General features: G+C 41.1%; 11 protein-coding genes. 8 read left to right on the top strand and 3 right to left on the bottom strand.

The window, feature by feature from the left end:
- Nucleotides 1-213 precede the first annotated feature (213 nt).
- From WG954_RS19395 to WG954_RS19365, 7 genes are all read left to right on the top strand, one after another.
- Nucleotides 214-918, top strand: coding sequence for a hypothetical protein (locus WG954_RS19395; RefSeq protein ID WP_340438557.1), 705 nt, complete (start codon nucleotides 214-216; stop codon nucleotides 916-918).
- 420 nt (nucleotides 919-1,338) lie between these two features.
- Entirely contained in the window at nucleotides 1,339-1,677 is a 339-nt protein-coding gene (locus tag WG954_RS19390) for a hypothetical protein (RefSeq protein WP_340438555.1), read from the top strand.
- A gap of 245 nt (nucleotides 1,678-1,922) precedes the next feature.
- Nucleotides 1,923-2,624 carry a DUF4253 domain-containing protein gene (locus WG954_RS19385; protein WP_340438554.1) on the top strand — a complete coding sequence of 234 codons (702 nt, stop codon included), beginning with the start codon at nucleotides 1,923-1,925 and terminating at the stop codon, nucleotides 2,622-2,624.
- Nucleotides 2,615-3,763 (top strand): carboxylesterase family protein, encoded by a 1,149-nt coding sequence (locus tag WG954_RS19380; RefSeq protein ID WP_340438925.1) that lies wholly within the window; start codon nucleotides 2,615-2,617, stop codon nucleotides 3,761-3,763. Before WG954_RS19385 ends, WG954_RS19380 begins: the two co-directional genes overlap by 10 nt.
- Before the next feature lie 191 nt (nucleotides 3,764-3,954).
- Nucleotides 3,955-4,533, top strand: a complete 579-nt coding sequence (locus tag WG954_RS19375; protein ID WP_340438553.1) for a Crp/Fnr family transcriptional regulator — start codon at nucleotides 3,955-3,957, stop codon at nucleotides 4,531-4,533.
- Between the two features lie 83 nt (nucleotides 4,534-4,616).
- Nucleotides 4,617-5,243, top strand: a complete 627-nt coding sequence (locus WG954_RS19370; RefSeq protein WP_340438552.1) for a hypothetical protein — start codon at nucleotides 4,617-4,619, stop codon at nucleotides 5,241-5,243.
- 49 nt (nucleotides 5,244-5,292) lie between these two features.
- Entirely contained in the window at nucleotides 5,293-5,424 is a 132-nt protein-coding gene (locus tag WG954_RS19365) for a hypothetical protein (RefSeq protein ID WP_340438551.1), read from the top strand.
- Between the two features lie 55 nt (nucleotides 5,425-5,479).
- Here WG954_RS19365 and WG954_RS19360 read toward each other — a convergent pair whose 3' ends face one another.
- The 3 genes from WG954_RS19360 to WG954_RS19350 form a co-directional block, all read right to left on the bottom strand.
- Complete coding sequence (locus WG954_RS19360; RefSeq protein WP_340438550.1) at nucleotides 5,480-6,691, bottom strand: acetate/propionate family kinase; 1,212 nt, start codon at nucleotides 6,689-6,691, stop codon at nucleotides 5,480-5,482.
- 3 nt (nucleotides 6,692-6,694) lie between these two features.
- Nucleotides 6,695-8,782, bottom strand: coding sequence for a phosphate acetyltransferase (gene pta, locus WG954_RS19355; protein ID WP_340438548.1), 2,088 nt, complete (start codon nucleotides 8,780-8,782; stop codon nucleotides 6,695-6,697).
- Nucleotides 8,783-9,113: 331 nt separating this feature from the next.
- A complete protein-coding gene (locus WG954_RS19350; protein WP_340438547.1) occupies nucleotides 9,114-10,745 on the bottom strand; it encodes a M28 family peptidase in 1,632 nt (543 codons plus the stop codon).
- Between the two features lie 199 nt (nucleotides 10,746-10,944).
- Between WG954_RS19350 and WG954_RS19345 the strand changes: the two genes are divergently transcribed.
- Complete coding sequence (locus WG954_RS19345; RefSeq protein WP_340438546.1) at nucleotides 10,945-14,085, top strand: VPS10 domain-containing protein; 3,141 nt, start codon at nucleotides 10,945-10,947, stop codon at nucleotides 14,083-14,085.
- Nucleotides 14,086-14,118 lie beyond the last annotated feature (33 nt).

The raw sequence follows: 14,118 nt of genomic DNA, 5'->3' as shown, positions 1-14,118 counted from the left end.
TAACCTGTTCATTTGATGCAACCGGATGAAATACCGGCCTCACTTTTTTAAAAACCCGTTAAAACACGGTTGCCCGCTATGTCCCTGCCTCTTTACTTTGTCTTACCATGCCCGTGGTTTCTGCGTTGTTTCTACGTCAGTTGACGCAGAAACAACGCAGTTGCTGCGAAGCAGTACCCAACAACAGAACCACCAACGCCTGAACAAGCGCCTATGGCCAAACAGATCGCTGCATTTCTGAAAGGACGTTTGAACAATGTGCTGTTTTACCAGCTGGGCGACAGTTATGTTGCCCGGAGACTGCCTGCACAGGTGCATCAAACAGAAGCCATGCAAAGCCGCAGCCGCAATTTTGGTGTGGCCGCTGCAGCGGGCCGCATTCTGCGCAGTTACTGGCAGGAGCTGCTGCCCAACCCGAAAGATAAACACATGCAGAGCCGTTTTTCAGGTGTCATTGCCAAATGGCTGGGGCAGGCAGTGGTACAGGATTTGCCGCCGCAGGAAAACCTGCCCTTTATTAACGGGTTTTGTTTCAGCACCGAAACAACACTGGCCGAACGTTTGCGCATACCCCTTGCCGTTACAGCAAACAGCAACGGGCTTGTGCTGGATATGCCTGCCTTTGTACCCACGCAAAATATTACCGCACCTTCTGCAACAGTAAGTGTGGAACTCCTGTTTGCTGCTGCAGCCTGCGGTCTTGCGCAACGGGAATACAGGGGTGGGGTATTGGCACAACTGCAATTGCCTTATACCCATGTGTTGCAGCCCGCACAGCAGATGTTGTTAGAACTCCCGTTAACAGCAGGCAGCTTAGTGGTAACGGCAGCGGCTATGCGCTATACACTGGCTGATGGAGTGCCGGAGAAGAGGGCTGCGTTTTTACCGGCAGGGGTAGTGGATGCAAGATGGGTGTGAGGGAATAGTTGAACATTGCTAAAGCAGGAAAAGAATGACAGCACATTTATAACTATGAGCAAACGCTTATGAAACGTTTGCACACGGTTGTATGAAAAATGCAATTGCGCAACTACAATACAAAAAGGCGAACACTAAATAATTGATTCACAAGCTTTGTTTATTGGGAGATGTTGCGTATAATAGCGCAAATACAAGCGTTGGGCGTAATGCTTGAGAACCTCTGAGTTGAGCACCTTAATTTGAAACGAATCATTTTTGATGACTGACTTTTTGCTAAACCATACAATTACGAACAACAGACTTTCAACAAGTGAATATTTGAAAAACTTTGAAAAATAAATTCAAAAGAATACAACTTTAGAATCTTTGACAAAGCATTTTTCGAGCGACGATAATTATCACACTGAAAAGCCATACTTGTACCGTAGAAAAATAAAATCAACCGACCGTAGATTTGAGAGTTTTGAAATCGTTTATGATAAGCCCGAGAAAATTAATGCAATTGTTTTTGACTTAAAAATCAAATTAAGTGAATTAGAAGCCCTGTTCGGAGCACCAATAATTCATAACGAACCATATGACGAATCAACAGCTTTTGCTTTCAAATCAACAAACCCTGACATTGAAATAATAAAAACTCGACATCCAAAATGGTTGACAAAAAATAAAGAGAAAGAATTTGAATATTCTGAAGACAATAATTCTTACAAGCTCAGTGATCCAGAATTTAGTTTTATCCAATTTGATTTTAAATAATGATGTTTAGTAGCACTTACGCCCAACAGCTGCATTTGTGCTATTGGGGTGCGACGCAAAGCGTCGTTCAACAGCAGTAACACTGTTCAGCTTTTTGTCCCGGCTTGACATTTACTATTAAGCAACAAAATAAAATTTTATCTTTAATATCAATGTTCGGCAGCCGTCGCCGGGGGCGACGAATAGATGAAGTCCCCAACAGCACAAATGCCTGAACGTTAGCTACAATTTTTAAAAAAACCTTAATGACTCCAAAAGTTTCCTATTTTTTCCTTGCGATCGTTTTGACAATTACTATTGCCTGCAAATCACAACCGGTCGAAAAAAGCTACTTGTTGACAACTGACGAAAAAACTATTTGTGACACTTTACAGTTAGACACAACTATCATTAAAGACCTCCGGCAATTTAATACGAACAAAATTGAACCGTTTCATTATTCTTTGGGAAAATTGATCACTAAGGACGGAGAAATTGAAACAGACCCAATATTTTTACAAGGGCTTGTTGTTAAAGAAACAAATTCAAAATCTTATGACTTAGTATTCTCGTTAAAGGACAGGTTTAAAGAAAAGGGATACAGTGTTTTTCTTTTAGAGAACAATTTTAACATAGGCAATAAGCCCGACAATATTGGTATTCTTAAAACAACAGATAAGTACACGGTTCTCAAACAACTTGCAACAGATGGTATTAACTGGGACATTACAAATGACAGCTTAATTTCAATCATTAAGACCTTTGACAAAAAATATTCTATTGAACTCATTGGTGCATCAGGCGACTGGTGTGAGTTTATTATTCATAATGAACCCAAAAACTGGACACAGTTTGCTAAAGAAGTTTATAAAGTATGCCCAGACGTTGTTGACCAGGGAACAGAGACTGTTCAGGCTCTTGCAGACGAAATGAAAAGAACAAAACGTCTATACTTTTGGTGGGACTAAAAACTGTTGCTTACCTTGTTTTTTATGAAAGTTGTGCTCAGTCTTTGCGTTTTAAAAGATGTTGGGTATCACAGCAGATATATCTGGGTTACAGTAATTTGTTAAACCTTTTGTCATTCAAAAGGTCTAACTACTTCAAAGTAAAGAGCATGAACCATTTGATAAGAGTATTACTGTTACTGACTGTTATATCGTCTTGTAAAAAAGAAAAACGTCCAGACACGCAGGTTTCGAATCCTGTATCCGTTAAATCATCAGCAACATATACTGTAATCGTTGAACAAAACGTCAAGTATTGTCAGGGACTCAGCCATCAAACATTAAACAGTCCGTCTTATTCAACGATGGATCTAACATTAGACGTTTATAAACCTGCAAACAATACAAAAAAGAAACCGGCCATATTATTGATTCACGGAGGAGGATTTGTTGGCGGGAATAAAACTGATGTTAACATTGTAAATCTTGCGAATTACTTTGCCGCCAGAGGTTGGGTAGCTTTTTCGATAAACTATCGGTTACTGGGAGATAAAGGTACCGTACCTGCACAATGGATTCAATATGCACAAAGTAGTGTAGCAGCTGTTGACCAATCGCAATTCATAGCTATGTATCCGGCACATCGGGATGCAAAGGCTGCGGTCAGGTGGCTGATAGCAAATGCAGACAATTACAATATTGATACAAATTACATCACAGTGGGAGGAGGTTCGGCTGGTGCAGTTATCGCTACAACGCTGGGAATAACAAATACAACAGATTTTACAAACGAAATATCTTTAAATATAGACCCGACCTTGACAACTACCAATTTGAATAAGACTTACACCGTAAAAACGATATTAGATTTCTGGGGCAGCGGTGTTGCAGTTACTGCAGTAAATAGTATTTATGGCTATCAGCGTTTTGACCGTTCAGATGCTCCTATTATGATTGCCCATGGTACAGCAGATTCTACAGTAAAATATACCAATGCAATTGAATTGCGGGATATATACACATCAACAGGAGCTGCGTATAAATTACACACGCTTGTAAACAGAGGACACGGGCCATGGGATGCTGTTGTAAATGGAAAAAAACTGGAAGAACTTTCATTCGATTTTATAGTGGAGCAACAAAAACTTATTGTAGAATAATTTGAAAAACTGCTGCCAGGAAAGATTTGCCGTAAGGCCTGTAAACGGAAAAGCAATCAGCGGTTGTACTACTTGCAATTAACATCAGGTTTGACCGGATTCCATTTGGCGTTTAGTTGTTAACTTCAGCTTCTTTTTTAATCGGCTTCTGTTATAATAAGCAAGTGTAACCGACAGTAACAACAAAAACAATGGAAAATATACTATTTGACTTTATCTCAAACTACGTAACCCTGACAGAGGATGAAAAAAACGCATTGCTATCGTTAGACCTGTTTCACTCAGTAAAGAAAGGGACTGTTTTACTCAAAGAAGGACAGCATTCGAAAGAAAGTTACTTTGTTTTAAAAGGCTGTATCCGCACGTATTACATCATAGACGGCGAAGAAAAAACAACCGCTTTCTACACAGAAATGGAAGCGTTTACACCACCTTGTGTGATAAACAAAACGCCGTCGGAATATTATGTAAGTTGTATAGAAGACACTATTCTTACCGTTTCAAATTCTGATATGGAACTGGAAATAAACAGTAAATTTCCAAAGTTTGAAATCATGTGCAGATTAATGTCGGAAGAATTGTTAGCTAAACAACGTATAGACTTTGACGAGTTTAAGACTTCTTCTCCTGAAGAACGCTACCTGAACTTATTGCAAAAAAAACCAGACCTTATTCAGCGTGTTCCACAACACCAGTTAGCGAGTTATTTAGGCATTAAGCCACAATCATTAAGCAGGCTGAGAGCAAGAATTCTTGAAAAAAAGAGCTGACATCCATTTCTTAACTTAAGTGAACGTTTAGAAATGTATTGCCAAACTTTCTTTGCAGTATCGTTTAACATCAATAAAAAGATATGCAAAAGAAAGTTTTATTCATTGGTTTCGTGTTGATGATGATCAGTACTCCACAACTCAAAGCACAATATGCAGAAACAGACAGCACCTACAAAAAGTGGTTTGTTGGCAGCACATTATTTCTATTGGGAAATTTATCTTCTACAAATCCTCCAAACTTCGTTCAACTTAATTTTGGTTATCGTATTACAGGTAAAGATGTAATTACAATAGAGCCAAAAACCTGGAAATATGCATGGCCCAACGGCATTCATCCATTCTTCAACAAATCATATGGAAAGGCGGAAGAAAAGTTTCCGGGCTATGTTCGTGAGTATGGCGTGTCTGTAGCTTACCAACGGTTTTTTTGGAAAGGTTTATATGCCGAACTGAATGTAATGCCTACCTGGCAAACGTTTATGAATGATGCGGGCAAAAAAATTGACAATGGGTTTCAGGTTTTCAATACTTACCGGGCCGGTTATCACATCAAACTTTTTAAAGACCGGTTTTTTATTCAACCATCCATTGCAATTACCCATCGTGCTTATCATACAAAATTACCTGAAGGATTTAAGCAGTTGGATGATAAGTGGTCAAAGTTAGTTTTCGGAGAACCGGGATTTCACTTCGGATTTAATTTTTAGCTGATTATTTATGTCTACACAAAACATGCTACAAAATTCACCGGAAGTCATGAAAGCAAATTTGAAACTGAAGCTTGCTGCACTGTGGGCGGGTTTGATGTTTCTCTATATCTATGTTGATTATTTTGCCTTATATATGCCGGGTAAGATTGAAGATATTCTGAAAGGCAGCAGGAAATAGACATTTTTGAAGAAAGCTGGAAAGTATAGGGTGTTATGTAAACGATTGTCAACGTCTAAGACCTCGTCACTAACTCTGATACTTCTTTTGCTATCTGCCATTCTTCATTGGTAGGCACGATCAATATTTTCACTTTGCTTGCGGCAGTTTGTATTTCAACCGGTGTAGATGCATGGTTGTTTTCAACATTTAATTGGTCATCCAACTCGATGCCTAAGTTTTGAAGGTTTTTACATGCATAGCTGCGTGTGAGTACAGAGTTTTCACCAAGCCCTGCAGTAAAGATCAATGCATCTACACCGTTGAGTGCGGCCATGTAGGCACCGATGTATTTGCGGATGCGATAACCATACAGCTCAAACGTGAGTTTAGCATTACCGTCGCCGGTATTATATTTTGCAGCGACATCCCGTGCATCGCTGCTGCCTGCAAGTCCGAGCATTCCGCTTTCTTTATTCAGCACATTTTTTATTTTTTCCAAAGGCATGTTCAATTGCTCGATCATATGGAAAATGACTGATGGATCAATATCGCCGCTACGTGTGCCCATTACAAGACCACACAGTGGACCAAAGCCAAGACTTGTATCAACACTATGCCCGTTCTCATCAATAGCCGCCATGCTGCTGCCATTGCCGAGATGAATGGTAATAGCTTTCAACTTATCATTGTGTAAAAACTTTTTCGCTTCGTTGTACACATACTTATGGCTGGTACCATGAAAACCATACACCCGTATTTTATCTTCTATATAAAATTTTTCAGGAATGGCATAACGGAATGCATGCTCAGGAAGTGTTTGATGAAAAGCTGTATCGAACACTGCCACCTGCACAGCTTTCGGAAAGAATTTTTCAGCAGCTTCCACGCCAATTAAATTGGCAGGGTTGTGTAAAGGTGCCAATGGGATCAATGCACGAATGGTGTCTTTTACTTCTTCAGTGATCACTTGTGTGTCGGAAAATTTTTCACCACCATGTACAATGCGATGCCCGACAGCTTTAATTGTTTCAGGTGATGGAATAACTGCATCCTCCTTATCGGTCAACAGTTGTGTAATTATTTCAAACGCAACGTTATGGTCGGGAAGATCTTGCTCAACAACTTTTTCACCAGTTGTTCCGTTTTTAGTGAACTGATGTTTTACCCTGCTCCCTGCAATACCAATCCGTTCTGCAAGTCCTTTGGCTAAAACGGTTTTATCCTCTGTTTCTATCAGCTGGTATTTCATAGATGAACTACCGGCATTGATCACTAATATCTGCATAGCTTATTTGTTCGTTGATTGAATAGCTGTAATCACTACTGTGTTATAAATGTCGTCAATGGTAGCACCACGGCTTAAGTCGTTGATCGGTTTGTTTAAACCCTGTAACATTGGTCCAACGGCCAATGCGCCTGTTTCACGTTGCACTGCTTTGTAGGTATTGTTACCTGTGTTGAGATCGGGGAAGATGAGTACGTTGGCTTGTCCTGCCACTTCCGATCCGGGCATTTTACTACGGCCCACGACAGGATCAACTGCTGCATCGTATTGAATTGGTCCTTCCACCAGAATATCCGGACGACGTTGTTTTACAATAGCTGTTGCTGAACGCACTTTCTCAACTTCTTCACCGGTGCCCGATGTGCCTGATGAATAGGATAGCATCGCCACTCTTGCTGTTTCAATACCAAATGTTGTGGCTGAATCGGCTGATGATATAGCGATCTCTGCCAACTGTTCCGCAGTAGGATTTGGAACAATCGCACAATCGCCATACAACACAACTCTGTCGGGCAATAACATAAAGAAAACAGATGACACGGTATTAAAACCTTTTCTTGTTTTCACAAACTGCAAGGCCGGTTTAATGGTATGTGCTGTTGTATGTGCTGCACCTGAAACCATACCATCGGCATCACCTTTATACACCATCATTGTTCCGTAATAGGATGGATCTGTCATGAGATCTGCAGCAGAAGTTATTTCCATACCCTTTGCCTTACGCAGTTCGTACAGGGTTGTATAATAATCTTCATACTTGTTACTCGTCATCGGGTCAACGATCTGAATGCGTTCATCATCCCAATACAAACCAAGATCCTTTACTCTCGCTTTTACTTCATCTGCTTTACCCAATAACGTGAGGTAACCAATTTTATCTTTTGCCAAACGTGATGCGGCTTTTAAAATCCGTTCATCTTCGCTTTCCGGTAACACAATATGCGTTTGTGCTTTTTTCGCCTTTGCCAGTAAATTGTGCTGGAACATAATGGGTGTAATGGCTTCCGATTTTACAGAGTTGATTTTTTCACTCAACGCATCTGTGTCAACAGCCGATTCAAAAACATCAATGGCCAGTCTTATTTTGTATTCGTTGCCAGCATAAATTTTCGGTTGTATGTTGGCAATACGTGAAGCAGTTTCAAATGTGCCTGTACTAACTGCCAATACAGGAAGTGTTTGTTGTGTTCCATCCATGAGATTTACAACAGAACGTTCGGGTAAAAAACCACCTGTAAGAACAATGCCTGCAACACGGGGATAATTAGGCGACATGTTTGCCAGCATGGTACCAATAACAAGATCCGATCTGTCGCCAGGCATTACAGCTACACAATCCGGTGAAATGCGGTTGAGATAATTTGCCAGCTGCATACCACCAATGATTGAATTACGTGCAATTGCATCCAGCTTATCACTGCCAAACAACACATGCGCTTTCAATTCATCGGCAATTTCTTTCATGGTAGGATGTCCTAACTCCTCACTGTTGGGAATAAGCGCCACGATTAACTCTTTCGGCAATCTTGCTTTCAGCGCCTTTTCCGCCACCGTTACATCTTTGGTGCAGCGGCTCACAAACACGCCAATGATCTTGATATTTTTTGCAACGAAGGAATGCAGTTGTAACTGCACATGTTCTACCAGTTCATCAACAGAATCAAAATTATCTTTGATAACAAGTAATGCCGGCATACCAAGCGATGTAGCCAGTGATGCATTAAAGTCTACTTCAAATACAGAAGTTTCTTCATTAAAATCGCTGCCTTCCACCAATACAAAATCAAACCGCTCTTCCAGCTTCTTGTATTTTTCAATGATCTCATCATACACATAGTTAATGCGTCCCTGGTTGCGGAGCTCATTCAGTTCACTTCGTGAAAAAGCATAGGCTTCTTCATATTCCATCGGAATTTTAAAGTGTGAAAGAACAGCATCGATGTGATTATCCTTTTCTTCTTTGTCTTCAATCACAGGTTTAAAAAAAGCAACCCGTGGAGTGGTGCGCTGCAACATTTGCATAAGCCCCAGGCTGATGATGGATTTTCCGCTTTGGTTAGATGGTGTGATGATGTAAACCGACCGATTCATAAAGTAAAAATTAGTTGAATACAGGAAATATCCATAAAAATTATCGAGCTAATTTATAACCACAGCGATAATAATTTTGTGGATATACTATTTGCCCAAAAAGCAAATAAAAATGAACAAATGAAATAAACAGCCTTTTACCGGCAGTTTTATTTTGTTTGTGCAAATTTATTACAGTCTTAAAGGCCTAAAAATGGGATAGACTCTTTAGAAAACTGATTATTATCATGCTTCATCCGGCTGCAAAACATTAAGCAGACTTTTTGTTTGGGGTGAGCAGTAATAACCGAGGGACAGATCGGCCGGTATCGGGCTTTTTTAAAACGTTTGTTTATTGCTGCACCGTTCCAAACAAATCACCCTTATTCCACATGGGACGTTCAGTTGTTTGCGCAATGGAATAACTGATGAGGAAATTCAACTGCACATAGGTTTTTGCTGCTGTAAAATTGAAAATGCCATCTAAACCATCTGCACTTTGGTGATAGTATTTCGCACGCCATTGTTTGATAAATGCATCCAGGTCAAAACCGGGGATATTTGTTTTGTTGCCATACTTGATATGCAGGGCGGGAATTCCATTCATCACGAAACTGTATTGATCACTACGAACAAAACGGTTTTGTTCAGGCTCCGGATCTTTTTCTACATCCAGTTTTAAATAGGAAGCTGCAAATTTTACATTGTTCATAATGCTTGAATGTTCGGCACCTAACGGCACAACGGAAAGCAGCGGAGCGATCACGGTCGGCATATCCGTATTTACATCAGCAACAATTGATGCTTTTGGTACAGTAGGGTTTGCAGCAAAATAAGAGGAACCAACCAATCCCATTTCTTCAGCTGTTACCATCACGATCAATACTGAACGTTTTGGTTTTGCATTTGACGTTTTGTAGATACGTGCAATCTCAAGTAATGAAGCAACACCCGATGCATTATCATGTGCACCATTATAAATCGAATCACCATTGACTGCACGACCAATGCCCACATGATCGAGATGTGCAGAATGCACCACATATTCATTTTTCAATACGTTATCACTACCCGGAATTAATCCAACCACATTATAACTTTCAAAATCGGTATGTGCTGTGCTGTACGATGCAGCTATACTGTACGGCAATGCAAAGGACGATGCTTTTCCTTTTTTAATATCAATCAACACCTGCTCCATGTTTTTACCGGAGTGCATAAAAAAACGGCTGAGCAATGCTTTGCCGCCGTTGAGTACTACTTTCAGATTGCCTGTAAAACCACGGCCATAGGCTTCTGTTTTAGTTGGGTTAACTGCCACATTCGATTGTATGGCAGCCGTAGCATTTCCCGACAATCTTGTTGTTAAATTGATCAGTACAGCTCCAACGGCCCCTTTTGTAAATGCAGTCGTCATTTTATTTCCTGCATTAGAGAAATGCGCTGTTAGTGTTGAGATCAATCCATCTGGTGCGCCTGCAATAAGAACAACAATTTTTCCTTTTACATCGATGCCAGTGTAATCAGAATACTGTCCTGGAATTTCTACACCATAGCCGGCAAATACCAATTCTGCTTCTGCTGCAGCATTGGCAAGCATGGGATGTGGGGCAGCGGTATAATCAATTGCAAATTGTAAGGAATCAATATTACCTTGTTTGTCTTTCAAAACTGCAACAGAAGATTTATTATTCAGCAACGAACGACGCAGAATTAATTTTTGTGTATAGCCTCCATTATCACCACCGGGGGCAACACCCATTTTTTTATATTGTTCAACCACATAGTCAACAGCCAATTGATAACCTTCGGTGCCGGGTAAGCGGCCTTTTAATTTATCATCGGCCAGGTACGCAATATGCGAACGGATCGTATTGGTATCGATCCTGTTCATAGCCTGTTGAATGTTCTTTGAAATTTTTACCTGCTGTGCAGAACCATGTAAGGTTGCTATACTCAGCAATAGAAGTACATACTTTTTCATGTAACCAAGATACCGAAAATAAGATACCCGTTTCAACAAGTTCATCTCTCCTTATTTGTTCCATCCGTGGCCAAACAACTTTTCGTCTCCGTTCCTCTGCTTACCTTGCGTGAACTTCTTCCCAGATCACATCCATCTATATATCTGCTTACTCATCTCTGGCAAACTTGTTTTATATTCCCATTCCAAAACAATAAGCATGCAGAAATATTTCCTCCTTGCACTTCTTCTCTCAGCAATAACTATCAACGCTCAAACAAAAACAGACACAAGCAAAACCGATCTCAACAAACAATTCTCGGCAGTTAAGTGGCGCAGTATTGGCCCCTTCCGTGGAGGACGATCCAACTGCGGCACAGGTGTTCCCGGCGATATCAATACCTATTACATGGGTACAACAGGTGGTGGTTTGTGGAAGACAGATGATCTTGGTTTAAACTGGAACAATATCTCTGATGGTTATTTTAAAACAGGAAGTGTGGGTGCGTTGACTGTTCCTGAAAGTGATGCAAACGTAGTTTATGTTGGCATGGGTGAACATGCAGTGCGTGGTGTAATGACGCATCATGGTGATGGTGTATACAAGAGTACTGATGCAGGCAAAACATGGAAACACCTCGGCCTCGAAGCCACACAACATATTGCACGCATTGTAGTGCATCCAAAAGACCCCAACACTTTGCTTGTAGCAGCACAAGGTGCATTGTACAGCAAGAGTAAAGAACGTGGTATCTATAAATCAACGGATGGTGGTGCCACCTGGAAAAATGTATTATTTGTAAATGAAAATACAGGTTGCAATGAATTGAGCATGGACATGAACAATCCACGTATCATCTATGCATCCATGTGGGAGCATGGCCGCAAACCCTGGCAGGTGATCAGTGGTGGTGCAGGAAGTGGTTTGTATAAAAGTGTGGATGGTGGTGATACATGGCAGAAGTTAACAACAGGATTGCCAACAGAAATGGGTAAGATGTCCATTGCCGTTAGTCGTTCCAATCCCGAGAAAGTATATGCGTTGATTGAAAGTGACAGTGAAAAAGAAGCTGGTGGTTTATTCGTAAGCAACAATGCAGGTGCCAGCTGGAGCCGCATTACAGATGATCATCGCTTGATTCAACGTGCATGGTATTACATCGAATTGTTTATCGATCCTAATAACGATCAAACCATTTATGTGTTGAGTGCACCGGCTTTGCGTTCAAGAGATGGTGGCAAAACATGGGAGAACTTAAGCGGTACACATGGCGATTATCATGATCTCTGGATCAATCCAAAAAATTCAAACAACATGATCATCAGTAACGATGGCGGTTGTTCTGTGTCAGTGAACTTTGCAAAAACATGGAGTCCACAGAATCAAATGCCCACGGCACAGTTCTACCGCATCAATGTAGATAATCAATTTCCGTATCGCATCTATGCAGGTCAGCAGGATAATACATCGGTGTCTATTCCCCATCGTTCATTTGGCGGAAGCAGTATCACTGCAAGTGATTGGGAAGCATCAGCAGGTGGCGAAAGTGCCTTCCTTGCATTCGACCCGAACGATCCACGTTATGTGTTGGGCGGCAGTTACCAGGGCACTATTGAAGTGCTCGATACCAAAGCAAAAGCAAGCACCAACATCATGCCTGCACCTATTCAGTATCTTGGCAAGGATGCAAAAGATATTAAGTACCGTTACAACTGGAATGCGCCTATCATCTGGAGCAAACATGAACCGAATACTTATTATCATGGTTCACAGTTATTGTTGAAGACAACCGATATGGGACGTAGCTGGAAAGAAGTATCACCTGATCTTACACGCAACGAAAAAGAAAAACAAGGCAAAGGCGGTGTGCCGTATACCAATGAAGCCGTGGGAGCGGAGAACTATGGAACACTGGCTTACGTCATAGAATCACCACACGAAAAAGGTGTGATCTATACGGGTAGTGATGATGGTTATGTATATGTAACAAAAGATGGTTGTGCAACATGGACAAACATTACGCCAGCAGGTTTGCAGGAATGTCTCATCAATGCCATTGAAGTATCCCCACACGATAAAGCAACGGCTTACATTGCTACCACACGTTATAAGTTTAACGATCATGCGCCGGCCATTTACAAAACAACCGACTATGGTAAAACATGGACCAAGCTTGTAAACGGTTTGCCCAACAATGCATTTACACGTGTAGTGCGTGAAGATGATATGCGCAAAGACCTGCTGTATGCAGGTACAGAGTTAGGTGTATTTGTTTCATTTGACGGCGGTAAGCAATGGCAACCGTTTCAATTGAATTTACCTGTTACACCCATTACCGATCTGCGTGTACACAAAGGCGATTTGATTGCAGCAACATCGGGCAGAAGCTTTTGGGTGTTAGATGATCTGCATGTTTTACGTCAATACAAAAAAGAACAAAGCGGTTTGCAGGTATATCAACCCGAAGAGGCGTATATCGCCAATGGTTTCAGTGCCATGAATACAGCCAGTCCAACCGGTACGGCACGTGGTGTGGGTGTTAATCCTGCTAATGGCGTAGTGCTGTATTACAACTTACCGGAGTTGAAAGCAACCGATACGGTAACGATGACGATCACTGATGCAAAAGGAAAACTCATCCGCAGTTTTAGTTCGGTGGCAGATAATGTAGCGTACTATGATGGCGCACCATCTCCAAACCCTACACTCAATAAACAAAAAGGATTGAATCGTTTTGTGTGGGATATGCGTCATGCAACCATGCCCGGCATACCGAATGTGTATATCGAAAGCAGTTATGCAGGACATAAAGCCATCCCCGGTACTTATAACGTTACCATTAAAGCAGGAACGCAGCAAACAATCACTACGGCTGTGATTGCTGCTAATCCCTTGTATTCAACAACGCCTGCTGAGTATGCTGCATATGATGCGTTGATGAGTACTATGGAAGCAGATGTAACGGCCATGCATAACCTCATCAATAAACTCAATGGTAAACGTTTGCAGTTGAATGATCTCATCAAAAACTTAACCGATGCGAAATTCGCAGCGCTTAAAAAAGAAGCTGATTCGTTAAGTAAAGACATGAAAGCATGGGATGATGACATGGTGCAGCGCAAAAGCAAAGCTTATGATGATGTAGAAAATTTCCCCAATAAGTTTACCGCCAACTACCTTTTCCTAATCAATCAAACAGAAAGCGATATACCTCGTGTGAACCAACCAAGCCTTGATTTGAAAAAAGAATACGATACACAATGGACTGCATTAAAACAAAGAGCAGATGCACTGGAACTGCGTTTGAATGCATTGAATAAAAAGTTGAGTGAAGCAGGAGTGGGAGCGATTTGGAAGTAGGATGCCTAAAGCGAATTTCTCTTGGTAGTGGAT

The sequence above is a fragment of the Lacibacter sp. H375 genome, assembly GCF_037892425.1.
GTDB lineage: Bacteria > Bacteroidota > Bacteroidia > Chitinophagales > Chitinophagaceae > Lacibacter.
The sequence above is the reverse complement of the archived record's forward strand: the minus strand, read 5'-3'. Positions and strand labels throughout refer to the sequence as shown.

Bases quoted from the DNA above. Each gene is read 5' to 3' on its own strand.
- WG954_RS19365 (WP_340438551.1), top strand. From the start codon at position 5,293: ATGAAAGCAAATTTGAAACTGAAGCTTGCTGCACTGTGGGCGGGTTTG.
- pta (WP_340438548.1), bottom strand. From the start codon at position 8,782: ATGAATCGGTCGGTTTACATCATCACACCATCTAACCAAAGCGGAAAA.
- WG954_RS19345 (WP_340438546.1), top strand. From the start codon at position 10,945: ATGCAGAAATATTTCCTCCTTGCACTTCTTCTCTCAGCAATAACTATC.
- WG954_RS19360 (WP_340438550.1), bottom strand. From the start codon at position 6,691: ATGCAGATATTAGTGATCAATGCCGGTAGTTCATCTATGAAATACCAG.
- WG954_RS19395 (WP_340438557.1), top strand. From the start codon at position 214: ATGGCCAAACAGATCGCTGCATTTCTGAAAGGACGTTTGAACAATGTG.
- WG954_RS19370 (WP_340438552.1), top strand. From the start codon at position 4,617: ATGCAAAAGAAAGTTTTATTCATTGGTTTCGTGTTGATGATGATCAGT.
- WG954_RS19375 (WP_340438553.1), top strand. From the start codon at position 3,955: ATGGAAAATATACTATTTGACTTTATCTCAAACTACGTAACCCTGACA.
- WG954_RS19350 (WP_340438547.1), bottom strand. From the start codon at position 10,745: ATGAAAAAGTATGTACTTCTATTGCTGAGTATAGCAACCTTACATGGT.
- WG954_RS19385 (WP_340438554.1), top strand. From the start codon at position 1,923: ATGACTCCAAAAGTTTCCTATTTTTTCCTTGCGATCGTTTTGACAATT.